This is a genomic window from Streptomyces glaucescens (assembly GCF_000761215.1).
In the GTDB taxonomy this organism is placed as follows: domain Bacteria; phylum Actinomycetota; class Actinomycetes; order Streptomycetales; family Streptomycetaceae; genus Streptomyces; species Streptomyces glaucescens_B.
The window spans coordinates 3,552,941-3,577,857 of sequence record NZ_CP009438.1 but is presented as its reverse complement, the minus strand read 5'-3'; the positions used below and the strand labels follow the sequence as shown (position 1 = coordinate 3,577,857).

The 24,917-nt window shown below is 70.6% G+C and carries 27 protein-coding genes and 1 tRNA gene; 6 read left to right on the top strand and 22 right to left on the bottom strand.

The window, feature by feature from the left end; genetic code table 11:
* The first annotated feature begins 192 nt into the window (after positions 1 to 192).
* Positions 193 to 268 (top strand) — tRNA-Thr (locus tag SGLAU_RS15430).
* A gap of 73 nt (positions 269 to 341) precedes the next feature.
* On the opposite strand, the gene SGLAU_RS15425 is transcribed toward SGLAU_RS15430, so the two are convergent.
* From SGLAU_RS15425 to SGLAU_RS15360, 14 genes are all read right to left on the bottom strand, one after another.
* A complete protein-coding gene (locus tag SGLAU_RS15425) occupies positions 342 to 1,484 on the bottom strand; it encodes a tyrosine-type recombinase/integrase (protein WP_043501998.1) in 1,143 nt (380 codons plus the stop codon).
* Entirely contained in the window at positions 1,484 to 1,684 is a 201-nt protein-coding gene (locus SGLAU_RS15420; protein ID WP_043501996.1) for a helix-turn-helix domain-containing protein, read from the bottom strand. The genes SGLAU_RS15425 and SGLAU_RS15420 overlap by 1 nt, the downstream gene beginning before the upstream one ends.
* A 184-nt stretch (positions 1,685 to 1,868) precedes the next feature.
* Complete coding sequence (locus SGLAU_RS15415) at positions 1,869 to 3,014, bottom strand: DUF3631 domain-containing protein (RefSeq protein WP_043501994.1); 1,146 nt, start codon at positions 3,012 to 3,014, stop codon at positions 1,869 to 1,871.
* On the bottom strand, positions 3,011 to 3,367 hold the full coding sequence (locus SGLAU_RS36250) for a hypothetical protein (RefSeq protein WP_043501992.1): 357 nt from the start codon (positions 3,365 to 3,367) through the stop codon (positions 3,011 to 3,013). Before SGLAU_RS36250 ends, SGLAU_RS15415 begins: the two co-directional genes overlap by 4 nt.
* Entirely contained in the window at positions 3,364 to 4,257 is an 894-nt protein-coding gene (locus SGLAU_RS15405; RefSeq protein WP_043501991.1) for a bifunctional DNA primase/polymerase, read from the bottom strand. Before SGLAU_RS15405 ends, SGLAU_RS36250 begins: the two co-directional genes overlap by 4 nt.
* Positions 4,254 to 5,360, bottom strand: coding sequence for a DNA cytosine methyltransferase (locus SGLAU_RS15400; RefSeq protein ID WP_052413768.1), 1,107 nt, complete (start codon positions 5,358 to 5,360; stop codon positions 4,254 to 4,256). Before SGLAU_RS15400 ends, SGLAU_RS15405 begins: the two co-directional genes overlap by 4 nt.
* Before the next feature lie 181 nt (positions 5,361 to 5,541).
* Positions 5,542 to 5,724 carry a hypothetical protein gene (locus SGLAU_RS15395; protein WP_043501989.1) on the bottom strand — a complete coding sequence of 61 codons (183 nt, stop codon included), beginning with the start codon at positions 5,722 to 5,724 and terminating at the stop codon, positions 5,542 to 5,544.
* On the bottom strand, positions 5,721 to 6,227 hold the full coding sequence (locus SGLAU_RS15390; RefSeq protein WP_043501988.1) for a hypothetical protein: 507 nt from the start codon (positions 6,225 to 6,227) through the stop codon (positions 5,721 to 5,723). Before SGLAU_RS15390 ends, SGLAU_RS15395 begins: the two co-directional genes overlap by 4 nt.
* 207 nt (positions 6,228 to 6,434) lie before the next feature.
* Complete coding sequence (locus SGLAU_RS15385) at positions 6,435 to 8,552, bottom strand: FtsK/SpoIIIE domain-containing protein (RefSeq protein WP_043501986.1); 2,118 nt, start codon at positions 8,550 to 8,552, stop codon at positions 6,435 to 6,437.
* A gap of 116 nt (positions 8,553 to 8,668) precedes the next feature.
* A complete protein-coding gene (locus SGLAU_RS15380) occupies positions 8,669 to 8,986 on the bottom strand; it encodes a hypothetical protein (RefSeq protein ID WP_043501984.1) in 318 nt (105 codons plus the stop codon).
* Entirely contained in the window at positions 8,986 to 9,327 is a 342-nt protein-coding gene (locus SGLAU_RS15375) for an RRQRL motif-containing zinc-binding protein (protein WP_043501982.1), read from the bottom strand. Before SGLAU_RS15375 ends, SGLAU_RS15380 begins: the two co-directional genes overlap by 1 nt.
* Positions 9,327 to 10,181 carry a hypothetical protein gene (locus SGLAU_RS15370; RefSeq protein ID WP_043501980.1) on the bottom strand — a complete coding sequence of 285 codons (855 nt, stop codon included), beginning with the start codon at positions 10,179 to 10,181 and terminating at the stop codon, positions 9,327 to 9,329. The genes SGLAU_RS15375 and SGLAU_RS15370 overlap by 1 nt, the downstream gene beginning before the upstream one ends.
* Positions 10,178 to 10,627 (bottom strand): Pycsar system effector family protein, encoded by a 450-nt coding sequence (locus tag SGLAU_RS15365; protein WP_043501979.1) that lies wholly within the window; start codon positions 10,625 to 10,627, stop codon positions 10,178 to 10,180. Before SGLAU_RS15365 ends, SGLAU_RS15370 begins: the two co-directional genes overlap by 4 nt.
* The gene (locus SGLAU_RS15360) at positions 10,624 to 10,890 is read right to left on the bottom strand and encodes a DUF6284 family protein (protein ID WP_043501978.1); all 267 of its coding nucleotides are present in this window, start codon (positions 10,888 to 10,890) and stop codon (positions 10,624 to 10,626) included. Before SGLAU_RS15360 ends, SGLAU_RS15365 begins: the two co-directional genes overlap by 4 nt.
* Before the next feature lie 454 nt (positions 10,891 to 11,344).
* On the opposite strand from SGLAU_RS15360, the gene SGLAU_RS15355 reads away from it, so the two are divergent.
* Positions 11,345 to 12,103 (top strand): GntR family transcriptional regulator, encoded by a 759-nt coding sequence (locus tag SGLAU_RS15355; RefSeq protein WP_043501976.1) that lies wholly within the window; start codon positions 11,345 to 11,347, stop codon positions 12,101 to 12,103.
* On the top strand, positions 12,100 to 12,798 hold the full coding sequence (locus tag SGLAU_RS15350) for an AAA family ATPase (protein ID WP_043501975.1): 699 nt from the start codon (positions 12,100 to 12,102) through the stop codon (positions 12,796 to 12,798). Before SGLAU_RS15355 ends, SGLAU_RS15350 begins: the two co-directional genes overlap by 4 nt.
* 122 nt (positions 12,799 to 12,920) lie before the next feature.
* On the opposite strand, the gene SGLAU_RS35245 is transcribed toward SGLAU_RS15350, so the two are convergent.
* The 3 genes from SGLAU_RS35245 to SGLAU_RS15340 form a co-directional block, all read right to left on the bottom strand.
* Complete coding sequence (locus SGLAU_RS35245) at positions 12,921 to 14,858, bottom strand: hypothetical protein (RefSeq protein WP_159072782.1); 1,938 nt, start codon at positions 14,856 to 14,858, stop codon at positions 12,921 to 12,923.
* A gap of 399 nt (positions 14,859 to 15,257) precedes the next feature.
* Positions 15,258 to 15,734 (bottom strand): GNAT family N-acetyltransferase, encoded by a 477-nt coding sequence (locus SGLAU_RS15345; RefSeq protein ID WP_043501974.1) that lies wholly within the window; start codon positions 15,732 to 15,734, stop codon positions 15,258 to 15,260.
* Positions 15,731 to 16,621: an aminoglycoside phosphotransferase family protein gene (locus SGLAU_RS15340; protein WP_043501972.1), complete on the bottom strand. Its 891-nt coding sequence runs from the start codon at positions 16,619 to 16,621 to the stop codon at positions 15,731 to 15,733. Before SGLAU_RS15340 ends, SGLAU_RS15345 begins: the two co-directional genes overlap by 4 nt.
* 121 nt (positions 16,622 to 16,742) lie before the next feature.
* Between SGLAU_RS15340 and SGLAU_RS15335 the strand changes: the two genes are divergently transcribed.
* Positions 16,743 to 18,140 (top strand): NAD(P)/FAD-dependent oxidoreductase, encoded by a 1,398-nt coding sequence (locus tag SGLAU_RS15335; RefSeq protein ID WP_208868912.1) that lies wholly within the window; start codon positions 16,743 to 16,745, stop codon positions 18,138 to 18,140.
* Positions 18,141 to 18,180: 40 nt separating this feature from the next.
* Here the strand turns inward: SGLAU_RS15335 and SGLAU_RS15330 are convergent, their stop codons facing one another.
* The gene (locus SGLAU_RS15330; protein ID WP_043501969.1) at positions 18,181 to 19,161 is read right to left on the bottom strand and encodes a zinc-binding dehydrogenase; all 981 of its coding nucleotides are present in this window, start codon (positions 19,159 to 19,161) and stop codon (positions 18,181 to 18,183) included.
* 55 nt (positions 19,162 to 19,216) lie between these two features.
* A complete protein-coding gene (locus SGLAU_RS15325; RefSeq protein WP_043501968.1) occupies positions 19,217 to 20,386 on the bottom strand; it encodes an FAD-dependent oxidoreductase in 1,170 nt (389 codons plus the stop codon).
* A gap of 130 nt (positions 20,387 to 20,516) precedes the next feature.
* Between SGLAU_RS15325 and SGLAU_RS15320 the strand changes: the two genes are divergently transcribed.
* On the top strand, positions 20,517 to 21,182 hold the full coding sequence (locus SGLAU_RS15320; protein ID WP_043501966.1) for a pentapeptide repeat-containing protein: 666 nt from the start codon (positions 20,517 to 20,519) through the stop codon (positions 21,180 to 21,182).
* Positions 21,183 to 21,195: 13 nt separating this feature from the next.
* Here SGLAU_RS15320 and SGLAU_RS15315 read toward each other — a convergent pair whose 3' ends face one another.
* Positions 21,196 to 21,696, bottom strand: coding sequence for a hypothetical protein (locus SGLAU_RS15315; RefSeq protein WP_043501964.1), 501 nt, complete (start codon positions 21,694 to 21,696; stop codon positions 21,196 to 21,198).
* A gap of 128 nt (positions 21,697 to 21,824) precedes the next feature.
* Here SGLAU_RS15315 and SGLAU_RS15310 point away from each other — a divergent pair, with 128 nt between their 5' ends.
* Positions 21,825 to 23,207 carry a M1 family metallopeptidase gene (locus tag SGLAU_RS15310; protein ID WP_043501963.1) on the top strand — a complete coding sequence of 461 codons (1,383 nt, stop codon included), beginning with the start codon at positions 21,825 to 21,827 and terminating at the stop codon, positions 23,205 to 23,207.
* A 24-nt stretch (positions 23,208 to 23,231) separates the two neighbouring features.
* Here the strand turns inward: SGLAU_RS15310 and SGLAU_RS15305 are convergent, their stop codons facing one another.
* Both SGLAU_RS15305 and SGLAU_RS15300 read right to left on the bottom strand, forming a co-directional pair.
* Positions 23,232 to 24,176 carry a bifunctional GNAT family N-acetyltransferase/NUDIX hydrolase gene (locus tag SGLAU_RS15305; protein ID WP_043501962.1) on the bottom strand — a complete coding sequence of 315 codons (945 nt, stop codon included), beginning with the start codon at positions 24,174 to 24,176 and terminating at the stop codon, positions 23,232 to 23,234.
* A 76-nt stretch (positions 24,177 to 24,252) separates the two neighbouring features.
* A complete protein-coding gene (locus SGLAU_RS15300) occupies positions 24,253 to 24,828 on the bottom strand; it encodes a TerD family protein (RefSeq protein WP_043501959.1) in 576 nt (191 codons plus the stop codon).
* Between the last annotated feature and the right edge of the window lie 89 nt (positions 24,829 to 24,917).

Below are 24,917 nucleotides of genomic sequence, written 5' to 3'. Positions count from 1 at the left end.
TGCCGGACGATCCGTTGTAGGAAGGTGGTGGTCTGGTCCACCCGGGTGACCGGGCGAACTGGATCGAGACGGTACCTGCCGTTCACCTGTTCTGTCAGTAGCCGGACGGCTGTGAACTTCGCGGAAACTTTCGACGGGGCGGGGCACCGGCCTGGGTACACTGCTCGGGCGCGATGTGCTCCACGCGCGCGTGCCTCCTTAGCTCAGCTGGTAGAGCACCGCTCTTGTAAAGCGAAGGTCGTCGGTTCGAGTCCGACAGGGGGCTCCATCCCTACCAGGGACAACGCCCCCGCGATCTTGGTTTGCGGGGGCGTTGACGGTAGTTCTTGACGGCAGTCCCCTCAGCGGCGCCGTTTGAGCAGGCGGTCCATGTGGCCCATGGCTTCCCGACGGTGGTCGTCGCTGACGTGGGTGTATACGTTCATCGTCACCGCGATCTGCGAGTGCCCCAGGATCTCCATCACCGTGCGCGGTGCGACACCGGCCGCAAAGAGCAGCGACGCGCATCCGTGCCGGGTGTCGTGCAGGCGCACCTTCGGTAGACCGGCATCCTCAGAGATCCGCAGGAACGATCGGTAGAGGTTCCGCGGCTCGATGGGTCGACCGCTGCGTGTCGTGAAGACGTGGTCACTCTCATGCCACTCCGCGCCGGCCGCTTCCCGCCGCGCCGCCTGCCGCAGGCGCTGCCATCGGAGCGGTGCCACGCACATCAACGGAATCGGAACCACCCGCGCCCGCCGGTTCTTCGTCGTGTCCAGGTACAGCTCCTTGCCACCCCGGTTCAGCGTCGTCCTCACCGTGAGCGTGCGCCGGTCAAGATCGACGTCCTTCCACTGCAACCCGAGGATCTCGCCCCGACGGAGGCCGAGAGCTACAGCCAGGACGAACGCTGCGTAGAGTCCGTCCGCCCGCGCGGCCTCCAGGAAGGTCAGGGTCTCGTCCAGCGTCCACGGACGCAGCTCACGCGACTCGACTCGGGGCGGCGGCACCAACTGGACGACGTTGCGGCTGATCAGTTCCTCACGGCACGCGGCCGTGAGGGCGGTACGCAATACGCGGTGCGACTCCTTCGCGGTCGCGGCCGACGCCTGCGCGGTCACCTTGGCGATCATCTGACGGACGTTCGCGGTGGTCAGCGACTCCAGCCGCCGACTCCCCAGCAGGGGCACAAGGTACAGCCGGACATGCATCTCGTACTTCACGTACGTCGTCCGCTTTCGGTTCGGCGGCTTGATGTACGTCTCCAGCCAGTACGGCAGCCACTCGGAGAGCTTGGCCGACCGCGACGGCGTGGGAATGCCCTGCCGATCGCGACGCACCAGCTCCTGCCGTTTCTCGTCGCACTCCTCCCAGGTGGCGCCGTAAACCGTCTTACGCTTGCGGGTGCCGTCAGGCTGCGGAACGTAGACGCGCGCTTCGAAGCGCCCGTCCTTGCGCTGCCAGATGCTGCCGGCGCCGTTCGGATTCCTCTTACGGGGTGCCATCAGGCTGCGTTCTCCTCGATCTGTGCCTGGATGAAGGCGCGCAGGCTGTCGGGGGCGATGCGTCGCGAACGCCCGACGGTGAAGCTCGCCAATTGACGGGATCGCATGAGGTCGTAGACCTTGCTGCGGCTCAGCCGCAGGGCGGTCATCACTTCCGGGACGGTGAGGGCTTCGGGGGCTGCGGGCATGGCGGTGCGCACGACGAACCTCCTGGAATGCGGGGGCGTCCTCGGCCCCCCTCTGAGAAGTCCGCTACTTCCGCTACCGCCGCTACCTCGCAGGTCAGGGGCCTGTTGGAGGTAGCGGGAAGGGGTAGCGGTAGCGGATGGGTAGCGGAGCGGTAGCGGCAACCAGGGCCGGTTGCCGCTACCGCGTTATGGCTGGTCAGGCGGCGTTTTCGGTGCCGGGTAGCGGAGGTAGCGGACTTTCGGGGGGTGGGGGGCAGTAGCGCTGCCACGCGTCGTGGAGATCGGCGGCGTAGTAGCCCTTGAGGACGCTCCCGGCGGTCTTGATGTTGCGGGAGGTGATGGGCTCGTTGTCGGCCGTCATGTACTCCGCGAGCATCCGCGACAGGCGCCGGTTGTCGAGCGGCTTGCCGTTCAGGTCGGCCCACGGGGCGTCGTCGAGGGCATTGAGCCGGTCGAGGATGGCGATGGTGGGCAGGCGATCGATGCCGCACATGACGTGGTCGCGCAGGTCGGTGAGCAGGCGGACTCCGAGGCTTCCTTTGTCGTTGGCCTTGGATGCGGTCACGAGCGTCACGCACGCCTGACGGGCCCGCTCGGGCCAGTGCCCGCCAGCGGCGTCGGCGATGGCGAGCAGGGGCTCCCACACGTCCGCCGGCCGGTCGGTCACCCCGTCCGGCATGTCCGGCCATGCCCCGAGCACCGTCTCTCGTGCCTGCTCCGCCCATGCGGCGAGCCGGTCACGCAGCCTGTGCCCCTCGGCTTCGTGGACGCGGGCCCGGAACGGCTCCACCTTTTCGTTCCTGGCCCGCCGGCGCATGCGGATGATGACGGAGCGGGACAGGATCGTGTCCGGCAGGGAGCCGAGACCGCCCATGGCGACCGCGCAGTAGGAGGGGAAGGCTTGCACGGTCTGCTGTCCGCCGTCGCCGATGCACCGGTAGGTGACCCCGGTGCGGCGGTGGCCGGCGTTGAGGAACCCGCGCAGTTCCTCGTTGTCTCCTGCCTTGGGGCCGAAGACGGTGTCGATCTCGTCGAACAGGATCGTGGGCTTGCCGTTGCCGCTGGAGACGGACCGGAACAGGGCCGCCGCGGAGGCATTCACGGCGGTCATGGGCTGCGGGACCAGTGTTTCCACGATCTCCAGCGCCCGCGTCTTGCCCGACCCCGGCTCGGGGGACAGGAAGGCAAGGCGGGGGGTGGAGTCGAAGCAGTCGAGCAGGTGAGCGTGCGCGTCCCACAGGACCACGGCCACGTAGGCGGCATCGGTGGGGAAGACGTTGAAGCGCCGGTGGAAGGCTTCCACCTCGTCCAGCAGCGCGGCGCCGTCGATGGGGTCGGTCATGCGGCGGCCCTTCCTTCCTGGGGGTTGCGCAGGGGGCAGAGGTCGCGGTGCGCGGTGTGGTCGTCGATGAGGGCGAGCACCCGGCCGTGGCCGATCGCGCTGCGGTCGCGTCCGCACGCGCACCGCGAGGTGGCGGTCGGGGTGGCGCCGCGCGGTGCGGTGATGTGCAGCCACGCGATGGGGTAGCGGCCGTCTCCCTGGCGCGGGTCAGAGCGAAGAGCAGAGGGGACGCCCTGACGGGCGGCGCCTTTCGGCTCGCCCACGGCCGTCTTGGGTGCGGCCGGCCGGGCGGCGTCCGGGTCCGCCGGGGTGAGGGTGGTGCTCTTCAGCAGGGGGCGGGGCGGGGCGCTCATGCCGCATTCCTCCTGCTGGTGTTGTGGGCGACGGACCAGTTCAGGGCGCTGCGCAGGGTGGAGCGGCACTCGGCCGCGGTGAGTCCGGCCGACTCGCCTGCCTCCTGAAGAGCCTGCTCGACCACACTCCGGGGGAGGTCGCCCCAAGCGACGAACCGACCGAGGGCGCGCGCCGCGCGGAACAACGTCGCTTCCCGCTCGCCGACTTGGGCGCGGGCGACGTTGGTGCTCTCGTTGGCGAGTGCTACATCTGCATATCGGCGGGATTGCCCCGTAACGGCCACGGAGGGCGCCCCTGACGGCTTGGGGGCGGGCCGGAGGGTGGTTTGCAGCCATCCGGGCACAGGGGCCGCCTCACGGCCGTCTGTGGCTTCGTAGTCCCCGGCGGGGGTGGTGCTGCCAGCGGCGACGACGTATCCGCCCCAGGCGCGGGTGTCGACGGAGTCGGCGAGGAATTCCACGGTGCTGGGCAGCCGTTGGCCGGCGGGGGCGGTGAAGTACAGGTGGTGTCCGCCGCTCGGGGTCCGGGTGCGGTAGGTGGTGGGGACGGCGTGCCCGGTGCGCTCGCAGAGCGCCTGGAAGGTTGCCGCGCCGTCAGGCGCGTCCGAACTGCCCTTGTGCTCGGGCGTGTCCAGGTCGACGACCAGCAGCCCGGAGGGGCCGGTGGCGATGCCGACGTTGTACGGGGCCCGCGACCAGGCGGCGCGGATGCGGTCGGGGTCGGTGGTGGCGCGCTGCTCCCACTTCACGTGCCCGCCGGCGCACGGCCCGGTGCCGGTGCACGACTTGGCGCCGTGCAGGGCGGGGCGCTTGGTGCCGGGACGCAGAGGGAAAACGTGCCAGCCACGTTCTGCGGCCTCCAGCGCTGCGCTAAGCAGGGGGTTGTTCACGCCGCCACCTCCCTCGCCGGCATGGCCGCAGAGCTGCCGAGGAGCCAGCCGTAGGCGTGGTGGGCCTGGCGGGGTACGGCGCCGTTGCCGAGAATCTTGAGCTGTTCCTTGCGGGGGATGCCGGGCACGGCGGTGACCCATCCTTCGGGCAGGCCCATCATCCACTCGGTGAACAGCGGCGACAGCCGCCTGTTGCCGCGCGTGCCGGGTTCGGTCGGGCAGGGCGCCGGCCGTCCGGTGATGCGCTCCCAACGGCGGATCGCGGGCCCATAGTCGGTGCCGTCGGCGGCCACCCACCGTTCGTCCAGCGGGACCGGCCCGGACGGGGTGGTGTCCACGCCGGCGAGGAGGTTCACGGCCACCTCGTTGAGCGGGCGGGCGTTGCGCTGGAGCAGGTTCGATGCTCCGGACTTCCAGTCCCGTGCTGCCGGCGTGGGCAGCAGGCTCACGGCTCCGTCGGGGGCGGGGGCAGCTTGGTGACGGCGGTGCGCAGGTTCATCCCGCCCTTGCGTTTCGGGCTGGTGCCGGGGCCGCCAGTGCCGTCCGAGCTGGTGGGGGTCGGCATCAGCGGGATGGGCAACTGCGAACCAGCGGTCGCGTTCGTGCGGGGCGCCGACTTGGGCGTCACCAGCGCGTACGCATGTCCACCGCGCGTCATACCCGTGCGCGGCCAGGTCCGCGGCGACGACGTCCAGCCCCCGCGAGCGGAGCGCCGCCACGTTTTCCAGGAAGACGAGGCGCGGTCGAAGGTGGCCCACAGCCTCAGCGACGTTTTTCCAGACCCGCGACCACTGCCCATGGATGCCATCCCTTCGTCCGGCGTTGGAGGTGTTGCGGCAGGGGAAGCCGGCACCGATCACGTCCGGCCGGTACAGGGCGCGGACCTGGTCCCAGTCGACGGTGCGGATGTCCCCCAGGTTCGGCACCCCGGGGTGCCGGTAGCTGAACACGGCGGCGGCGTGCGGGTCGTTCTCGGCGTAGGCGGCGACCTGGCCGCCGATGCGGGCCCGGATCGCGGCTTCCAGTCCGCCGTAGCCGGCGCACAGCGCCAGGATCGTCGGCGGCGAGCCGGGCACTCGCCGGATGTCGGTGGGTTGGGTCATGCTGGATGTCTCCAGTTCCTTGGATGGTGCTGGATGAGCAAGGGCGGCCCCGGTTCTTTGGCGAGATGCGGGGGCCGCCCTTGGCGTAGCTAGTGGTGCTGGGCCCAGTGGGCGTACTGCTGTCGGACGTAGGTGCGCGGGTCGCAGATGGCTCGGATCTCGAACACGACGTTCCTTCCTGCTAGCGGAGTTCGATGCGGGTGGCGCGCCAGGTGCGGCCCTTGTCGGCGCCGTTCATGCGGACCCATTCGGCGACTGCTTCGCGGGCGGTGGCCTCGGAGGTGGCGCGGACGGTGCCGGCGCACTCGCCGACGTGGTGGGTGCCGTCGCTGACGGTGGCGGTGAAGTGGTAGGTGCGTTTCATCGGGTGGTCCCGTCGTCGTGGTTGTTGGTCTTCGCCCACACGCCGCGGGTGGTGGTGTGGAGGGTGCGCTGGTCCTGGTGGACGGGGCCGGTGTAGTGCTGGTGGATTTCCGGGGCGGGCTTGGCGCGCTTGGCCAGCCGGGCGAGGGCGAGCAGGAACGCCGTGGGAGCGCCGAAGACGATCGCGCACACCACCGGGTTGGCGGTGTGGGAGGCGTACATGAGCACGGCGGCAGTGAGCCCGGTCATGGAGACGGCCGCTCCGCCGGACAGCATCAAGACGCTCGCGTCGGTGGCGCCCTGGCTCATCGGGGGCCGCCCCGGCTGGGCCACGGGCGGGGTGCTGCCGATGTGGGGCAGCGGGCTGTCGTCGCGGTACGCCGTGGGCGTTGCGGCGGTGGGTCGGTAGGCGTCGGCGATGATCCGGCGGGCCTCGGCGGCGGCCACCTCGTCGCTCATCGTGGCGGCAGGCTGGGCAGTACCAGGGGGCGTCTCGGGGGACATGCGGAATCCCTTCCGGTGCTGGGTGAGGGAGGCGGAGCCACCCCCTCGTGGGGTGGCTGGTCAGGGGGTTTCGGGAGCGCTGAGCTGGGCGCCTCCCTGACTCCCTGATGGATCATTTGTGCTGGTCAGGGCCAGGGATGCGGGTCAGGGAGGGGTTTAGGGAGTTCTCCCTGCCTCCCTGACCCGGACGCGGTGGCCTCCCTGGGTTCAGGAGGCGGAAGCGGAATCCTCGGCGTCGCGTTCGGCGAGGGCGCGGGCGACGCGGTCGCGGCCGACGACCATGCGGCCGTCGGACTTGTACGGCTCGGCGCCGGCGGCCTCCAGGACGCGGGTGAGGTCGACTGGCGACCAGTCGCCGTACGCCTCGGGGTTCATCGCGGACAGCCGCTTGATGACGTCCTGGGTGCGCAGCCGGGGCGCGTCCCCGATGACGGCGGCGATGTCGGTGAGCGGGTCGTGCTCCACTGTGCGGTCGATGGTGTGCAGGGTGGTGACGCCGTCGCGCAGGGCCTTGGCCCGGTCGGCGATCTCGGCGGCCGGTTCGTCGTCGATGAAGTGGGTGCGCACCGTGATGGACGCCTGGCCGGCAGGGATGGTGATGCCGTCGGAGGCGACGACCAGGGTTCCCTTGTCCAGGCCCTGGCGCAGCAGGTGCGGGGCGGCGCCGCCGTTGACGGCTTTGTCCCCGAGCGCCATGCGGGACTGCTGCTCGGTGCCCAGCGCGAGGGATGCGCGGGTGTGGGCGCCCTCGCGCACGAGTTTGGGCAGGTTTTGGTCGGTGGGGTCCTGCGTGCCCTGCCACATCAGCACGTCCACGGCCCGCCCCTGGTTGTGGATCTTGCGGACGGCCATGAAGTAGCGGGAGGTGGCCTTGGAGCCGCCGTAGGGGCGTCCGTCGTCGTCCTTGGCCGGGCACATGAACGCCACCTGCGCCTCGTCGACCAGGACGATGAGCGGCGGGAACGTCGCGTTCGGGTCGGTGCGCCGGGCCTCGATGCGCCGGTTCATCTCCTCCACCGCGTCCTCGACCATCTCGGTGGCCTGGATGACGTGGTCGTCGGTCGGGCCCTGGATGAGCACCTGGGCGAGGCCGTCGAACATGGCCCAGTCGCCCACGCCCTTGAGGTCGGCGAGCCAGAACTGAACCGAACGGTCCAGGGCCAGCCACAGGGCGAGCGCCCGCAGCGAGGCGGTCTTGCCCTGGTTGGACAAGCCGGTGACCAGCAGGTGCCGCTGATACAGGCTGATCTGCGCGGCGTCGCCGCGCAGGTCCTGACCCCACGGGGCCTTGCCCTTGGCGTAGTCGGCGGTCAGTGTCTCGTCGGTGACCAGCGGGGACGGGCCGATCGGCTCGTCCAAAGCGCCGGAGTCGGCCACCCACAGCCGCACCGTGCGCGCGGCCTGCGGGATCGTGATGAACACCTCGTGCTCGTGCCGGGACAGGTTCTCTGCGAGCTTGCGCCGCTTGCTCTGCACCTCGTTCGTCGACACCCCCGACGGCAGGGTCACGTCGACCTCGACGCCGCATCCGGCGATCACGATCGGGGACAGCATGGAGGCGCCGGCGTCGCCCATCTCCTGGATGGCCTTGCGCAGGGCGGGGATGCCGAGGTCGCGCAGGGCCTTGACCACGATGGACGGGGTGATCGGCTCGCCCTCGCCGTTGCGGACGTTGGCGGGCAGGGCCCACTGCGGTGCTGCCTGCTGGTGGCGGCCGACCGACCACAGCGCCAGCAGCGCCAGGAACGGGCCGATGCTCACGAGTGGGCCCCACACGATCTGGACGATGCGGATCATCAGGGCGATGAATTCGATGACCGCCTGGAGCGGCGTGATCACGTCTGCCGCGTCCTTGTTGGCGATGGCCAGCACGACACCGAGGGCGACCAGGCCACCGATGCCCATGCCGGTCGTCACGGCTACGCCCTTGGCGGCGTCGATGGGCGAATGGAGCAGGTCCATGCGCCGGCGGTGGCGTGCCTCGCGGAAGCGCTGCAGGCGCTCCTCCCACTCGGCGGCCACCTCGTGGTTGCCGGCCGCCTCGGCGGCCCGCAGCATCCGCTCGTAGCGCGAGCCGGTGCGGCCGTCCCAGGTGCGGCGGGCCACGATCTTCGCCCCACCCATCACGTAGGCGTTGTGCCGCACGAACGCACGGGCGGCGCTCTTGGTCCGCTCGTCGGTGACCGCGCGGCGGATCGCGCGACCGGAGCGCACCCACAGCGGCACCGGGCGTGCGGCCGACGCGCCGGGGACCACGGTCAGTGTTGTGACGGGGGCCGGGTCGGGGGTCGGGTCTTTGTGCAGGTGAACGACGTTCGAGGACATGCAGAGTCTCCTGACTGCCCCAGCAGGGCCGGAGTTGAGGAAGCCGTCGGGGTGGCCGGGCCTGGAGGCTCGGCGGGCCACCCCGAGCGGTGAGGGTCAGGCGCGGGCGGGTGTGGTCACCACCAGCTGGTCGACTTCTTGGCGGCCTTGGCCTGCGCGGCCTCGGTGACGATGCGCTGCCGCTCGGCCTTCAGCGCGGCAATCTCCGTGACCAATCGGGTCTCGGCGGACTGCCACGCGGTGTCCATCTGCCGGTCGGCGCGGGCGGTGCCGTTGCCCTTGCGCAGGCTGCGCGTTCCGGAGACGACCGCGCCGACCATGGCGCGGCGCTCGCGGCCGTCCAGCGGCCACAGCTCCCGGTTGCGGACCGCTTCCAGCTTGCGGGTCGCCTGCTGGATCTCCCGGTCCAGGCGGCGGGTGTCGGGCTTACCCATTAGGCACTCCTCAGCGAGGTAGAAGGGGAAGCGCAGGGCACGCACGTGCCCAGCGAGGCGGGGATGACGTAGCCCGCATCGGTGTGGCACTGCGGGCAGGTGCGGCGGGCGCGGTTGGCCTTGGCCAGTGCCGCCCATCTGGCCGGCGTCATCGGCCGTACCGGCTTGGCGTCCTGGATGCGGTAGAGGTAGGCGACCAGCGGTCCCCGGCGGCGGCGCGGCCGTTCGAGTTGCGCGGCGACGTCCTGTCCGCCGGGGCGCAGACCGCGGGCGCGGAGTTGGCGGCGGGTGGCGTAGCCGTCCGGGGCCAGGCGCCACCGGTAGACCGGCAGCGCTCCCATCACGCGACCCGCTTCCAGGCGGCCCGCAGGCGGACCTCGGAGGCGGAGTGGCCGGCCGCCCGGAACCGCGCCGCCATCTCCCGATACGACAGGGCCGGGACCTCGCTGTCCCGGATCTCCCGCACCAGGTCGTCCAGCGCCGTGTCGGTGAGGGCGGGCGCGGACTCCAGCGCCGCAACCGGCTCCGAGGGCCCCCAGACGGGCAGGTCCCAGCGGGCCGTGACACCGGGCGTGACGGGGCTCGTCACGCTGGTCAGCGCCCTGCTGGTGTCCTCGCCCCGCCGGGCCGCCTCCAGCGTCGACCAGGCGCCGGCGAGGGTTTCGGCGGTTCGGGCCTGGACGCGTGCGACGCGCGCCCCGGCGGCCGTCACGGCCGTCAGCCGCGTCTCCTCAGTCGCCGCTTCGGCGCGCAGTCGGGCGCGGGCCACGGCCGCTTCGTCGCGCGCTTCCTGCTGGATACCGGCGATGGCGTCAAGGGCGGCCGGGGTGAGCGCGGTGCGCTCCCACAGTCCGTGCACCAGCCAGAGCGCCTTGGCCGCGAGCGGCAGCCACGCCACGGCCAGCCACGCACCGCGGGCGCCGTCGGCGGTGAGCGCGTGGGCGACCAGGACGCCGGTGGCGATGAGGCCGAAGGACCAGCCGACGGCGGTGACCGGGGTGCTGTGGTCGCCTTGGGCGGCGAGGCGGCGTTCGTAGGCGAGGGTGGCCAGCCATCCGCCGTCGATCCCCAGACCGACGACCAGGGCGACCGGCCACGGCACCGCCGCACCGAGCCACATCACGACCACGGCCAGGGTGAGCACCATGGACACCGCCGTCATCACGCCGGCGGGCAGAACCGTCCTCGTCCTCATGCGGCACCTCCGAGGGTGAGCAGGGCGGCGAGGATGAGCAGGGCGCCGCCGACGTAGGTGAGGTCGATGGCGCGGCGCAGGTGGGCGAACTTCGCCACGGCCAGCCGGGACAGGCCGGCCACGTCGGCGGACAGGTCGCGGGATGCGGCCGCGGTGGTGATCTCGTCGGTGGTGAGAGTGGCCCACAGCGGGAAGCCGTGCCGGCCGCGCAGGTTCGGCCGGGTGGAGCGCAGCAGCAGCCCGGCCGAGGTGACCAGCACCGCCAGCCCGAGGCCGCCGACGATGTAGGCGGCGAGGTTCAGGGGCAGGTCGCGGGCGACGGACCAGGCGCCGGCGAGGACCGCGCCGACGAACGCCAGCAGCAGCCCGGTCTTGGTGTCCGTCCGTGCGATCTCCGCCTTCACCTCGGCGTGCATCGCGGTCAGGTTCTGCTCGGTGGCGCTCACGCGGCACCCCCCGGCAGGGCCGTGGCGGTGCGGTTGGTGAGCGCCGCCCGCTCGGCGAGCACCCGCCGGCGGGCCCGGCGGATGCGCCGCTCGTCCAGCTCGGACGGGGCGCGGTCCAGGGTGACGATCTGCGCGTCCAGCAGGTCGACCTCCGCCAGGATGGCGGGCATCTCCTGCTCGATCGCGTCCAGCTCCGCGGCCGACGGCTCGCGCCAGTCGGCGAACGCGGTAACAGCGTCCTGAACAGTGACGATGTGTTCCATTGGGTCTGGTTCCTCTCACACAGGAACGGCCCGAACAGCGGCCCCGGTGTTCCCGCACCGGGGCCGCGCGCCGTTGAAGTCGGAACATCCGGCTCCCCTCAGCGCTGCTCGTGCGAGACGAGCAGCGGAGGCAACCGGCCGCAGGCCAGAAGCGCTGCGGCAGCGTGGTCGTGCGATGTCTCCTTCGGGAACGCGAGCTCCCGTTTCAGGCGTATGGAGACGCGACCTTTCGGTCTAAGCCCTCCGGTTGACCAGGGGTCCGGGTCCCTCGGCCCGCTCTGTCCCGGGCCCCTTTGCCTCGACTCGCCCCGTTGAGCGCAGGCGTGTTGAGGTCTCGCACCCGCTGATCGGGCATCGATCGACGGGCACATCCCTAAGGTTCCCTAGGGTTCCCTGCGGTGTCAAGCGGTAAGCTAGGGAACCGCAGGGAACCGCTGATGAGGGAGCTGACGACATGGCCGGTCAGGCCGACAATCGGGCGCCGTACGCGAAAATTGCTGCCCACTACACGGAGCTGATCGAGTCCGGACAGCTAACGCCGGGATCGCTCCTGCCGAGCATCAAGAACCTCTCGGAGCAGTGGGGAGTGAGCACCGCGACGGCCGAGAAGGCGCTGCGCAAACTACGCAACGAGGGTCTAGTCAGGGGCATCCACGGGATCGGGACGGAAGTTCTGGACCGTCCGGCCCCGATGTCTTCCGGATCTCAGCGTCAGGACCGGGGTCGTCGTACTGGCTCAAGTTGGGGGTCAGGTGAAAGGTCCGACTCGCACGAGGCCGCGGTAGTGCCTGCGCCTTCGGATGTGGCACAGGCTCTGGGCATTGAGCCACGCTCCGACGTGATCCGCCGGCGCAGGGTGTACAGGGACCGACACGGCATCGTGGCGCACAGTACCTCGTGGATTCCCGCTCGATACGGGAAGCTCATTCCGCAGTTGGCCGTGAGCGAGCGACTGACCGGGGGTACATCGCTCCAGCTCATCGCCGAGGCGACCGGCGTCCCCATCAGTCATCGGGTCGACACCGCCTCAGCGCGCGTGTTGACAGCCGAAGACGCAGAGCTACTGGAACTGGACCCCAAGAACCCGCCTACGGAACCCGTGGTCGTCATGACAGCGAAGTTCATTGACAGCGAGGACAACGTGGTGGAGTACGGGGTCGACCTTGGAGGCCCTGGTCGCACCTGGCAGGCCGAGTCAGAGGTGTCCCAATGATGACAGTTGACGACACGCTTTTGAGCGTCCTCGAAGCCCGCTTGGGCGCCCTGCTCACCGCTTGCCGCACCGGCAACCTTTCCCCCGAAGCCGAAGCGGAGATTGCTGCAATCTCCCAGACTCTGATGAGACCGATGACCGCTCGCCCTCCGTTCTGTGTCCTTATGGCTGGTCTTCCTGGGTCCGGGAAGACCACCCTTTCCCGAGTACTCACCGATCGCGGATTCTCGCGCCTGTGCCCCGATGAAGAGATGTACCGGCGTCACGGCGTGTACGGAGTGGACTTCCCGCGGGGTACTTTCCCCACTCTTGAGCGTCCGGTCCTTGAGGACGTGGCGGTCGAACTTCGGGAGCTGCTTAAGGCCGGGCGCGATGTTGTGGTCGACCATGGCTTCTGGACGCCGGACGACCGTGCCCGGTGGCAAGCCATCGCCAGCGACGCCGGCGCAACCCCGGTGCTCGTTTATCTAGAAGCAAGCCACGATGAACTCTGGTCGAGAATCAGCAAGCGCAACGAGGCGCACGCACACGATCCCAACTCGATTTACTTCTCCGAAAGCGACCTTCGGCGATACCGAACTCGTTTTATCCCTCCCGCGTCTGACGAGCCTCACATTCTTTATGACGGTGATCCTACGGTCATCGTCGCGGCGCTGGACGCCGTCCGACCCCGACCTCAGTCTGAAACCGACTGAGACCACCAAATCGCAGCTCTGACACCTTGGCCTGGCGGTAGCCTATTACGGCACCACGGGCGCGTGTCGCCGAATCAGGCGAGCCATCTACCATGCAGGGACATGTGGGCAACCAAGCCGTTTCAGTGCAGTGGCGTCTTATCTAGCGTTGGGAGAATCGGCACCGGGCCGAGTTGTCTCCAATGACGTTCAATCATCCGCCCCAGACTGACTACGAAGCTCACAACTACGTCTTTCACAGGCTTTGCCACCTCTACAGCAACCTTTTTGAGCAGCTCCTGTGCCGCCGTAGCCTCCTCATCGTCCGCTCCGACAATTTCGTTTGCCACCGTTATCGAATAGGAAATCAATTCAAGTCGTGCTTGCAAGTGCGGCCACAGACGCTTGAAACGTCGACGGTCATGGCTTACCTCTGCGGCATCCTGGAACACGTGCATGGCGTCATTGAGTGCAAGCCAGGTAACGGCCCGAACTGCTTCCGTGGGCGACTCAACCGCCAATCGAACTGCAGCGTTCGCCGGAAGGAACGTACTCAACGGCATTTCATTGAATCGGCTACGAGCTAGTAGCCATACATGCCAATTTCTCTGCAAGTGAGATCGGTCGATGTCTGCTGCCAGCAAAGCGGGAACGCCGACGCGAACCTGAAACTTGTTGACCTTGGGGAGTACCTGCGACGCCGCCGTTAGAGCCTGGAGTCCAGGGTTGACGGCTTGGAGGTCCCACTTTTCCACGTGAACGGAAAAGATGCCGCGATCGAGCGCGTGCGACTTTACGCGCAAGCCGTTGGTTCCAAACAGATTTACGGCAACAGCGACGTTGCGAGCAAGGGAGCCACCCGGCGGATCTTCGGAAGCCATAGCATCGACCAAAACGGGATCGTTAGCTCGACATTCGACTATGGCGCACTCGCATCCGCACATAAAGTCGTAGGCTCGACTGATAGCCTGCTCAAGTTCAGTAACTGACGTTGTGGCGTCACCAACACAAATTTCTTCAAGCTCTTCATCCCACAGGAAGTCTTCATGAGCCGCCGCATTGCGGGCGGCGGGAAGAATGGCGTGAGCGGCGTCCTTCAAAACGCGATGCCCGTCGGCAAGCAGCATTTCCCTAAGGGTATTCAACTCAGGTAAGCGCGCGCCAACTCGCCCCCTAAGTTGCAGCAAGGTCCAAGCCCAAGGGCGGAATTGCCCCTCAATCACCCGTCGATATAGGTCGAGCGTCAACTCGGCTTTTTCTGCGTTCGTCACGCTCGAATTTGCGGCGTTCTGAGTTCTGATGACACCCGCGTGATTTGCTTTACTTTTATCAATGCGGAGCTTGTATGCGCGCAATGCCGCGGCGCTTGCAGCGGGGTCCGCCGCGAAACTGTGCTGTATCTGCTCCCTAGCGAAAACAGCAGCCCGGTACATTGTCAAAGGATAAGTTGCATGCATGAGCACCCATGCAGGCGTCAGACCGTCCATCAAGGACGGTGGGGAGTTCGTTAGCGCAGACCAAATGCCATCGACCTTAGCTGCAAGCTGCCCGTAACGCCCATAGTAATACCCATAAAGCCGCGACTCGGAAAAAATACCATTATCCTCAGACACGTCTTCCCTGGGAAGGCCAAAAACTTCCATGCAGGGGTCATCATGCAGATATGGAGATTGAGAGAAAAGGTGTTCAAGCGCCGCCAGCATGGACTCTGTAACTTCATTTACCTCCAAGGGTGACGACTTACCTGCGTAGCGCTTCAAAGTGACATGGGCTAGGTCGAACAATTTCCTGATGGCGTTTATATTTCTCCCATCAGAAGCCACTTTGCATGCAGCGAGAATGCTCAAGTCCGAGCAGATTTCCTGCACCCTCTGGGCCAAGGCCAAACTTCTGGCGCGAACGCCTTTAGCGTCGTGAGAGTCAACAGCGTCTTGGAGTTCGGCTATCTCCCTGGAAATGGGATTGCGCTGACGAACGATCCCTGCTTGCTCAAGTCCGTTATGCCATGTTTCAGTGCTGACGGGAATTGTCGAGCGAAGCGCGGCTGGGTCCTTCGCCAGTAGCTCCTGCGCCGGCTGCACAAGCCTCTCCAACGCCTGCGGTGGCAGCACTAGTCCCCCCATCGTGATGACGATTCCATACGCAGACCCTCGTAAGGATAGGCCTGAGAGGCAACCGAAGGCAGGTTTTTGCGCGCTCACATCCTTGGAACGCCTGGGCATTGGTATGGATGCAAGATGTTGCCGCAGGTACACGAGGTAGCTGCCGCTCGCTAGCTGACGGCAGCCGTTGACGGCAACAAGCCCGCACAACGCCGCACCACAAGCGTCATCCGTACACATCGCGCCGCTGGGAAGAGCACCGAGAGCCTGGCCCGCGACTCACTCAAGAGAACTTGTAAAGCGAAGGTCGTCGGTTCGAGTCCGACAGGGGGCTCGTGGTGCGGGCCCGGGCCGGAGGAACTCCGGTCCGGGCCTCTCTCATGCCGTCCCCAGGTCGGCCAGGGCCTGGTCCGTCAGCCGGTACACCGTCCATTCGTCCTGCGGTACGGCGCCCAGGGACCGGTAGAAGCCGATCGCGGGCTCGTTCCAGTTCAGGACGGACCACTCCAGTCGCTGGTAGCCGCGCTCCACGCACAGGCGGGCCAGCTCGGCCAGCAGGGCCCTGCCGTGGCCGGCGCCGCGGGCGGTGGGGCGGACGTAGAGGTCCTCCAGGTAGATGCCGTGGGTGCCGCGCCAGGTGGAGAAGTTCAGGAACCACAGGGCGAAGCCGACCGGTTCGCCGCTCGTGTCGTCCTCGGCGATGTGGGCGTGGGCGGCGGGGTGCTCGCCGAAGAGGGCCGCGTGGAGCTGGGCCTCGGTGGCCCGGGCCTCGTGGGGCGCCCTCTCGTAGGCGGCGAGTTCGCGGATCAGGGTGTGCAGGACGGGGACGTCGTCGGGGGTCGCGGTACGGATCATGGGCGGAGGGTAGCCCGGAGCGTCCGGGCGATCTCCAGCTGCTCCGCCTCCGGCGGGCGGCCTTCCTCGGTCTCCCACAGGCAGTTCTGCAGGACGCGGCCGAGGGTCCAGGCGCCGGCCCGGGCCCGGTCCAGGGCGAGGATGCCGGTCATGGCGTCGAAGCGCCAGTGGATCTCGGCGGGGTCGAAGCGGTTGCGGATCGCCGGGAGGAGGTCGAAGCCGGGGTCGCCGGCGAGCGGCTTGGGGTCGATGGCCAGCCAGTCGGCGCGGTCGGCGCCGAGGACGTTGTCGTAGTGCAAGTCCCAGTGCAGGAGGCGGTCGCCGGGCTCGTCGGCGACCTCGCGGAGGGCCGCCGCGCAGTCGGCGACCAGGCTTCGCGCATCGGGGCAGGGGATGCGCTCCAGGGCCCGCGGGGTCCGCTCCAGCATGCGGTGGGCGAGGTCGCCGAGGCGGCGCAGCCGCGCGGGGGCGGGAGTGGCGGTGAGGTGGGCGAGCAGGCGGGCGATGACCTGGACGGCGGCGCGGGTGTCGGGGACGTGGGAGAGCATGCGGGCCGGGTCGAGGCGTTCCAGCAGCATGGTGCCGGTGTCCGGGTCGTGGTCGAGGAGCCGGACGGACCCGTCGCCGTTCCAGGCGCGCAGCGCGACGGGTTCGCCCTCGGTCTCGTCGTCGAGGAGCTGGAGTTTGAGCACGGCGGGGGTGGCGTCCGCGCGGAGCACGGGCAGGACGAGCGCGCACCGGCCGTTCATCGGCGGTCCGTCCAGCCGCAGTTGCCAGCGTTCCAGGAAGGCGTCGGCCAGGTCGGGCAGCCGGGCGATGAAGGCGCGGCCCTCGCCGCCGTTGAACTTCGCCTGGGAAGCCGCCAGTTCCTCCGGGACATGGATCACGGGGACCGACCCTACGCGCGCGTGCGGGTGTCTTCATCCGGTTCACGGCCCTGCGGCGTCCGCCGGTTCCACGGAATCCGAAGGAGACACCGGCCGGTCGCGCGGGTTACCGTCCGGGGCCATGAGCAGCGGTGTCGTGAACGGCGGAGTCTCCTTCTGGTACGCGTCCGACGGTTTCCCGGAGGGCCGCGGGCCGCTGGAGGGTGACGCGTCCGCCGATGTCGTGATCGTCGGGGGCGGGTACACGGGGCTGTGGACCGCGTACTACCTGAAGAAGGCGGCTCCGTTCCTGCGGATCGTCGTGCTGGAGCAGAAGTTCTGCGGCTACGGGGCCTCGGGGCGCAACGGCGGATGGCTGTACAACGGCATCGCGGGGCGGGACCGGTACGCGAAGCTGCGGGGCCGCGAGGCCGCCGTACGTCTTCAGCGGGCCATGAACGACACCGTGGACGAGGTCATCCGGGTGGCGGCGGCGGAGGGCATCGACGCGGATCTGCACAAGGGCGGGGTGCTGGAGGTGGCGCGCACGCCCGCGCAGCTGGCCCGGCTGCGGGCGTTCCACGCGGCGGAGACGGCGTTCGGTGAGACGGACCGGGAGCTGTACGGGGCCGAGGAGACCGCCCGGCGGATCCGGGTGGCGGACGCGGTCGGCTCGGCCTGGACGCCGCACGGGGCCCGGGTGCACCCGGTGAAGCTCGTCAAGGGCCTGGCCGCGGCCGTGGAGGCGCTGGGGGTGGTCGTCCACGAGTCGACGCCGGTGACGGAGATCCGGCCGAAGCACGCGGTGACGCCGTACGGCACGGTCCGCGCGCCCTATGTGCTGCGCTGCACGGAGGGTTTCACCGCCTCCCTGCGGGGCCAGCGGCGGACCTGGCTGCCGATGAACTCGTCGATGGTCGTGACCGAGCCGCTGACCGACGAGCAGTGGGCGTCGGTCGGCTGGGAGGGACGGGAGACGCTGGGCGACATGGCGCACGCGTACATGTACGCGCAGCGCACCGCCGACGGGCGGATCGCGCTCGGCGGGCGGGGAGTGCCGTACCGCTTCGGGTCGCGGACGGACAACGACGGGCGGACGCGGGCGGAGACGGTCGCGGCGTTGCGGGAGGTGCTGGCCGGTTTCTTCCCGCAGCTCGCGGGGGTGCGGATCGAGCACGCCTGGTCGGGGGTGCTGGGTGTGCCGCGCGACTGGTGCGCCACCGTCACCCTGGACCGGTCGACGGGGCTGGGCTGGGCGGGCGGTTACGTCGGCTCCGGTGTCGCCACCGCCAATCTGGCCGGCCGTACCCTGCGGGACCTGGTCCAGCAGGACTCCGGGCAGGGCGGGCGGACCGAGCTGACCGAGCTGCCGTGGGTGGGGCACAGGGTGCGCAGGTGGGAGCCGGAGCCGTTGCGCTGGCTGGGCGTGCACGGCATGTACGCGACGTACCGCGCGGCGGACCGGCGGGAGACGGTGACGCACCGCGCGGAGTCGTCGCGGCTGGCGCGGTGGGCGGACCGGGTGGCGGGGCGGCACTGACGCACCGCCCCTGGGGTGTCCGCGGGCCGGCCGGGGCCGGTCAGGGCTCCAGTACGACCTTGCCGGTGGTTCCCCGGGTCTCCAGGGCGCGGTGGGCGGCGGCGGCCTCGGCGAGGGGGAAACGGTGCACGGCGGGGACGAGCCGGCCGGCGGCGGCCTCGGCGAGGGCGCGCAGCTCCAGGGTGCGGACCGGGTTCGGGCCGCCGGCCTTGCGCATCATCACGGGGCCGAGGACCTGCTCGGTGACTCCCTCGACGACGTACGGGGTGCCGTCGTGCAGTCCCTCCGCGGACCAGCCGAAGACGATGTGCCTGCCGCCGGGGCCGAGCAGGCCGACAGCGGCGCGGGCGGCGTCGCCGCCGACGCCGTCGAAGACGATGGTCGCCGTCCGGCCGCCCAGCCGGGCGCGCACCTTGTCCGGCCAGCTCGGGTCCTGGTAGTCGACGGCGAGGTCGGCGCCGTTCGCCTGCACGCGGGCGGTCTTCGCGGGGCCCCCGGCCAGGCCGACGACGGTGGCGCCGGCGTTCTTCGCGTACTGCACGAGCAGGGTGCCGATTCCGCCAGCGGCGGCCGGGACCACCACCACGTCGCCGGGGCCCGGCTCGGCGAACTGGACGATCCCCATGGTGGTGCGGCCCGTCCCGATCATGGCGACGGCCTGGGCGAAGTCCAGGTTCTCGGGCATCTCGTGCAGGCGCTCGGCGTCGGTGACGGCCAGCTCGGCGTAGCCGCCGGGGGCGAAACCGAGGTGGGCGACGACCCGCTTGCCGAGCCACGCCCGGTCGGCGCCCTCGCCGAGCGCGTCGACGACCCCGGCGACCTCGCGGCCGGGGATGGTGGGCAGGGCGGGCAGTTCGGGCAGCGGGCCCTGCACGCCCTCGCGGATCGCGGTGTCGAGGAGGTGCACACCGGCGGCGGCGACCCGGATGCGGACCTGGCCGGGGCCGGGCGCGGGGTCGGCGGTCTCCTCGTAGGTGAGGTTCTCGGCGGGGCCGAAGGCGTGCAGTCGGACGGCGTGCATGGGATTCCCCCCGGTGCGGTGGTGCGGGTCGGTGACGGGATCCCACGGTGCGGCCTCAAGCGTGCTTGAGGTCAAGCGGCCGTGTTCCGTGCCGGCCGAGCGCGAGCGACACCGCGGTCAGCGCGCTGGTGAAGGACACCTCCGACAGCACGCCCGGCGCGGATACCTGGTCGCCCGCGAGGTAGACGCCGTCGCCGCGGTCCACGGCCGGGCGGTCCCGCCAGGTGGTGCCGGGCAGGTCGACGGCGCCGGTACGGCCGTTGGCGACCGCCTCGCGGCGCCAGGTGACCCGTTCCCGCCAGCCGTCGAACGCCAGGTCGAGCAGTTGTTCGGCGCGGGCGACGCCGTCCGCGCGGGTCTCGTCCGGGCCGATGGGGAACTGTCCCTGGATGAGCTGCTCGCCCGCCGGGGCGAGCGTGCGGTCCTGCGCGGTGAACCGTTCGATCCAGCCGGGCGCGTCCAGGTCGGAGACGGCGAACGCGTCACCGCGGCGGGTGCGCACCGCCAGGTCCACCAGGACCGTACGGCCGCTGGGCCAGGTCAGCGAGTCGTCCCGGAGCAGCCGGCGGGCCGCGTCCAGGGAGGTCGCGACGATGACGGGCGTGTCCGTGGGCAGGCTGTCCACGCGGGACAGGGTCTCGATCCGCACGCCCAGGTTCCAGGCGCGCCCGGCCATCCGGTCGACGACGCTCGACCAGCCCCCGCGCGGGTAGTGCGCCTCCGGGGGCAGCTTGGTGGCCCGGCGCAGCCGCTCCTGCACGAACGCCGCGGAGAGCGAGCCGGGGTCGTGGTGGAACAGCGCGACGGCGCAGTAGTGCGCGGCCGCGCGGGCGCCTTCCTCGCCGGCCTGCTCGGTCGCCCAGGTCAGGAAGTCGGTGTCGACGGGGGCCTGCCGGGCGGCGCGGCGCAGCAGCTTCAGCATGGCGAAGGGCGGGGTGCGGCGCAGTGCGCCGCCGTGCCGCAGTCGCAGCCGGGCGGCCTCCAGGGGCGGCAGCGGGGCCAGCGGGCCGATCAGGTCCCGCCGGCGCAGCCAGGTCCAGTGCGGGCCGCCGTTGTAGAGGGCGTGCGGGCCCTCGTTCGTCCGGTACGGGCCGTCCGCGGTGCGGGCGCGCCCGCCGAGGGTGTGGTGCGCCTCGTACACCGTGACCTTGGCGCCCGCCTCCGCGGCGGTGATCGCGGCGGTGAGTCCGGCGAAGCCGCCGCCGATGACGGTGATGCGGTGCATGGCTCTCCCTGGGGTCGCGTTCCGGTCTTCTCCGTCCTCCCTCTAGGACCGATCGGCGGCCCCGGATGTGACATCGCCGGCGTCGCCGCTGGTCAGGGCGATTGTCAGTGGCGGGGTGCAGCATGGGGCCATGGTGCGCAAGGCGAGTGACCCGAGACCGGCGCGGCGGCCGGAGCCGCGGCTGCCGCCCCTGGAGCCGTACGGCGGCGCGGGCCTGGAACCCGACGGGGACTACGACGGCCTGGAGTTCCGCGGCGCGGACCTCACCGGCCAGGACGGCGGCGGCGCCCGCTTCCTGGACTGCGCCCTCGCGTCCTGCACGCTGACCGGGACGCGGCTCCGGCACGCCCGCTTCCTCGACTCGGTGCTCGGCCCGGTCCAGGGCGTCGGCACCGACCTGGCCGAGGCGACACTGCGGGACGTGGAGGTGACGGAGCCGCGCCTGGGCGGGGTGCAGCTGCACGGGGCGGTGCTGGAACGGGTGGTGGTCCGCGGCGGGAAGCTGGACTTCCTCAACCTGCGCACGGCACGCCTGAGGGACGTCGTCTTCGAGAACTGCGTGCTGGTGGAGCCCGACTTCGGGGGTGCGCGGCTGGAGCGGGTGGAGTTCGTGGGCTGTGCCGTGAAGGGCGCGGACTTCACCGCGGCCACCCTGAAGGACGTGGACCTGCGCGGCGCGGAACCGCTGGAGATCGCCGGGGGGCTGGACCGGCTGTCGGGCGCGGTGATCAGCCCCGGTCAGCTGATGGACCTCGCGGCGGTGTTCGCGGCGGCGCTGGGGGTGCGGGTGGTGTGAGGCGGCCCGTGCCTCACCCCACCCGCGGGAACTTCGCCTGCAGGGTCCAGATCGCCGGGTTGTCCGCCAGGTCCTCGTGCAGGTCGCACAGGTCGGCGATCAGGTCGTGCAGGAAGTCCCGTGCCTCGCGGCGCAGTTCGGCGTGGGAGAAGCTGAGGGGCGGTTCCTCGGCCGGCATCCAGTCCGACTCGATGTCGACCCAGCCGAAGCGGCGCTCGAAGAGCATCCGGTCGGTGGACTCGGTGAAGTCGAGTTCCGCGTGCTGCGGGCGGGAGGCGCGGGAGCCCGCCGGGTCGCGGTCCAGCCGCTCCACGATGTCGCACAGCGCCCACGCGAAGTCCAGTACCGGCACCCATCCCCAGGATGTGGACAGCTCCCGGTCGGCCTCGGTGTCGGCGAGGTACACGTCGCCGCAGAACAGGTCGTGGCGCAGGGCGTGGACGTCCGCGCGGCGGTAGTCCGTCTGCGGCGGGTCGGGGAAACGGTTGGAGAGGGCGTAGCCGATGTCGAGCACGCGACCGATGGTGTCACGGCCCGGGGGCGGCGGTTCCCGGCGGCGCCGGACCGCGGTGTGGTGCGCGTGGGGTGGGCCGCGTGTCCGGGGCGCCCGGCCGCCGGCCCCGTCGCCCTAGGATCACCGGTGTGTTCCGTCGCGTGCCCGCCGTCCCGGTCGCCCTCTGTGTCTGTCTCGTTCTCGCTTCGGCCGCCTGCGAGGGCGGGGTGGAGGGCACGCCCGGCGGCTCGGGGGTGCGCGATCCCTACTTCCCGAAGGCGGGCAACGGCGGCTACGACGTCACGCACTACGCCCTCACCCTCGACTACGCCCCCGGCAGCCGCCGGCTCACCGGCCGGGCGGTCGTCACCGCCCGGGCCACACAGCGCCTGTCCGCCCTCAACCTCGACCTGGACGGCATGGAGGTCCGCTCCGTGACCGTGGACGGCACCGCCGCCCGCTGGAACCGCACCGGCCAGGAGCTGACCGTCCGCCCCGCCGGCGAGCTCGGCGAGGGCGCCACCTTCCGCGTCACGGTCCGCTACGAGGGCACCCCGGTCACCGTCACCGACCCCGACGGGTCCGAGGAGGGCTGGCTGCCCACCGCCGACGGGGCGCTCGCGCTCGGCGAACCGGTCGGCTCGATGGCGTGGTTCCCCGGCAACCACCACCCCTCCGACAAGGCGGCCTACGACCTCACGGTCACCGTGCCGCGGGGCCTCGCGGCGGTCTCCAACGGCGAACCGGCGGGCGAGCGGACGGAGGGCGGCCGGACGACGTACACCTGGCGCACCGCCGAGCCGATGCCCAGCCACGCCGCCACGCTCGTGATCGGCCGCTACGAGATCCGGCGCGGCCGGACCCCGGACGGGCTGCCGGTGCACAGCGCCGTGCACCCCGGGCAGGCGGACGCGAGCCGGGCCGTGCTGGCCCGGCTGCCCGAGGTGATGGCCTGGGCGCGGGACACCTTCGGCCCGTACCCGTTCTCCTCCACGGGGGCGATCGTCGCCCCCGCGGACGCGGCCGAGTACGCCCTGGAGACGCAGAACCGCCCCGTCTTCCCCGGCGCCCCCGACCTGCCGCTCCTCGTCCACGAGCTGGCCCACCAGTGGTACGGCAACTCGGTCACGCCGACGAGCTGGCGGGACATGTGGCTCAACGAGGGCTTCGCGACGTACGCGGAGTGGCTGTGGGAGGAGGAACACGGCGGGGACAGCGCCGAGCGGACGTTCGACGCGCTCTATGCCGACGAGGACGTGTTCGCGTTCCCGCCCGCGAAGCCGCCGACCGCCGCCGATGTCTCCGGACGCCCGGTGTACGACCGGGGCGCGATGGTGCTGCACAGGATCCGGCAGATCGTCGGCGACACCGCCTTCCGCCGCCTGCTGCGCGGCTGGGCCGCCGAGCACCGCCACGGCAACGCACACACCGGGGAGTTCACGGACTACGTGGAACGGCGGGCGCCGGGCCACGACCTCAGTGGCGTCTGGGAGGACTGGCTGTACGGCGACGGCCGCCCCGACCTGCCCTGACGACGGCCGCGCGGTGAGCGCCGGTCAGGACTCCCACGCGTCCAGCAGACGCGCCAGCTCCGGCGGCCAGACCGGCTCGGCCTCCGCTGCCAGTTCCGCCCTGGTCCACCAGCGCCAGGCGAGGATGCCGTCCGCGGCGTGCGCGGCGGCGAGCTGCGGGCCGGCCGGGTCACGGCGGGGGCCGCGGGTGACGTAGACGTGCTCGTGCTGGCGGACGGGGACGTCGCCGTGCGTGAAGTCGTGTTCCCAGGTGCACAGCAGGGGGCCCGGCTCCAGGTCCGTCCAGCCGGTCTCCTCGCGCAGTTCGCGCAGGGCGCCCTCGCGCGGGCCCTGGCCGGGCTCCAGGCCGCCGCCGGGCAGCGCCCAGTGCACGCCGGCCTCGACGTTGTCGTAGCGGAAGAGCAGCACCGCGCCGTCGGGGTCCACCACGGCGACCCGGGCGGCCCGGCGCGGGGTGCGCAGCGGTTTGGAGAGCACCGCGCAGGGGCGGCCCAGGGCGCGGTCGCGGCGGTGGCCGACGATCTCGTAGCCGCAGGACGTCCAGAACGCGAGCGCGCCGGAGTTGTCGTCCAGGACGGCGAGCCGCACGGCACCGCGGCCCGCCGCGCGGAACCGGTCCTCGACGGCGGCGGCGAGGCGACGGCCGTGGCCCTGCCGCTGCACGGCCGGGTCCACCAGCAGCAGACCGATCCACGGGTCGGGGTCGGCCGGGTCGGGATGGTGCGCGAGCGTGATCGCCATGCCGACGAGCCGTCCCCGGCTCCGCGCGAGCAGCACCTCCGTGTGCGGGTCGGCCAGTTCCTGCGCCAGGACCGCCGCCACCTGCTCGGGCCGGATGTCGTCCGGGTCCGGGAAGTCGCCGCTGAGCGCCTGGTACTCGCGGTTGGCGGCGTACAGCGCGGTCACCTCGGCGAGCAGCGGGCCCGGGAGGGCGTGGCCGCGCGGGACGGTGAGGGCTTCGAGGATCATGCGGGGCAACGTAACGCCGCCGGGCTCCCCGGCACGAGACCGGGGAGCCCGAGGACGAGACGGACGAGCGCGAGGCTCAGACGTTCACGCCGAAGTCCTGCGCGATGCCCGCGAGGCCCGAGGCATAGCCCTGGCCGACGGCGCGGAACTTCCACTCGGCGCCGTTGCGGTACAGCTCGCCGAAGACCATGGCGGTCTCGGTGGCCGCGTCCTCCGACAGGTCGTAGCGGGCGATCTCGGTGCCGCCGGCCTGGTTGACGATGCGGATGTAGGCGTTGCGGACCTGGCCGAAGTTCTGCGAGCGGGACTCCGCGTCGTAGATGGAGACCGGGAAGACGATCTTGTCGATGTCGGCCGGGAGGCCGGCCAGGTTGACGTTGATCTGCTCGTCGTCGCCGGAGCCCTCGCCCGTGAGGTTGTCACCGGTGTGGACGATGGTCTGGTCCGGGCTCTGCTTGTTGTTGAAGAAGACGAAGTGCTGGTCGGAGTAGACCTTGCCCTGAGCGTTGACCGCGATCGCGGAGGCGTCGAGGTCGAAGTCGGTGCCGGTGGTGGTCCGGACGTCCCAGCCGAGGCCCACGGTGACGGCGGTCAGGCCCGGAGCCTCCTTGGTGAGCGAGACGTTGCCACCCTTGGACAGGCTTACAGCCATTGTTGGGAGTCCCTTCCCTCGTTGCGTACGGCAAAAGCTACAGCTACCCCACTCAACGCCGGCGGAGGTGCGCCAGGTTCCAGGTCCTT

Bases quoted from the DNA above. Each gene is read 5' to 3' on its own strand.
- SGLAU_RS15425 (WP_043501998.1), bottom strand. From the start codon at position 1,484: ATGGCACCCCGTAAGAGGAATCCGAACGGCGCCGGCAGCATCTGGCAG.
- SGLAU_RS15415 (WP_043501994.1), bottom strand. From the start codon at position 3,014: ATGACCGACCCCATCGACGGCGCCGCGCTGCTGGACGAGGTGGAAGCC.
- SGLAU_RS36250 (WP_043501992.1), bottom strand. From the start codon at position 3,367: ATGAGCGCCCCGCCCCGCCCCCTGCTGAAGAGCACCACCCTCACCCCG.
- SGLAU_RS15400 (WP_052413768.1), bottom strand. From the start codon at position 5,360: ATGACCCAACCCACCGACATCCGGCGAGTGCCCGGCTCGCCGCCGACG.
- SGLAU_RS15395 (WP_043501989.1), bottom strand. From the start codon at position 5,724: ATGAAACGCACCTACCACTTCACCGCCACCGTCAGCGACGGCACCCAC.
- SGLAU_RS15390 (WP_043501988.1), bottom strand. From the start codon at position 6,227: ATGTCCCCCGAGACGCCCCCTGGTACTGCCCAGCCTGCCGCCACGATG.
- SGLAU_RS15385 (WP_043501986.1), bottom strand. From the start codon at position 8,552: ATGTCCTCGAACGTCGTTCACCTGCACAAAGACCCGACCCCCGACCCG.
- SGLAU_RS15380 (WP_043501984.1), bottom strand. From the start codon at position 8,986: ATGGGTAAGCCCGACACCCGCCGCCTGGACCGGGAGATCCAGCAGGCG.
- SGLAU_RS15375 (WP_043501982.1), bottom strand. From the start codon at position 9,327: ATGGGAGCGCTGCCGGTCTACCGGTGGCGCCTGGCCCCGGACGGCTAC.
- SGLAU_RS15370 (WP_043501980.1), bottom strand. From the start codon at position 10,181: ATGAGGACGAGGACGGTTCTGCCCGCCGGCGTGATGACGGCGGTGTCC.
- SGLAU_RS15360 (WP_043501978.1), bottom strand. From the start codon at position 10,890: ATGGAACACATCGTCACTGTTCAGGACGCTGTTACCGCGTTCGCCGAC.
- SGLAU_RS15355 (WP_043501976.1), top strand. From the start codon at position 11,345: ATGGCCGGTCAGGCCGACAATCGGGCGCCGTACGCGAAAATTGCTGCC.
- SGLAU_RS15350 (WP_043501975.1), top strand. From the start codon at position 12,100: ATGATGACAGTTGACGACACGCTTTTGAGCGTCCTCGAAGCCCGCTTG.
- SGLAU_RS15345 (WP_043501974.1), bottom strand. From the start codon at position 15,734: ATGATCCGTACCGCGACCCCCGACGACGTCCCCGTCCTGCACACCCTG.
- SGLAU_RS15335 (WP_208868912.1), top strand. From the start codon at position 16,743: ATGAGCAGCGGTGTCGTGAACGGCGGAGTCTCCTTCTGGTACGCGTCC.
- SGLAU_RS15330 (WP_043501969.1), bottom strand. From the start codon at position 19,161: ATGCACGCCGTCCGACTGCACGCCTTCGGCCCCGCCGAGAACCTCACC.
- SGLAU_RS15325 (WP_043501968.1), bottom strand. From the start codon at position 20,386: ATGCACCGCATCACCGTCATCGGCGGCGGCTTCGCCGGACTCACCGCC.
- SGLAU_RS15320 (WP_043501966.1), top strand. From the start codon at position 20,517: ATGGTGCGCAAGGCGAGTGACCCGAGACCGGCGCGGCGGCCGGAGCCG.
- SGLAU_RS15305 (WP_043501962.1), bottom strand. From the start codon at position 24,176: ATGATCCTCGAAGCCCTCACCGTCCCGCGCGGCCACGCCCTCCCGGGC.
- SGLAU_RS15300 (WP_043501959.1), bottom strand. From the start codon at position 24,828: ATGGCTGTAAGCCTGTCCAAGGGTGGCAACGTCTCGCTCACCAAGGAG.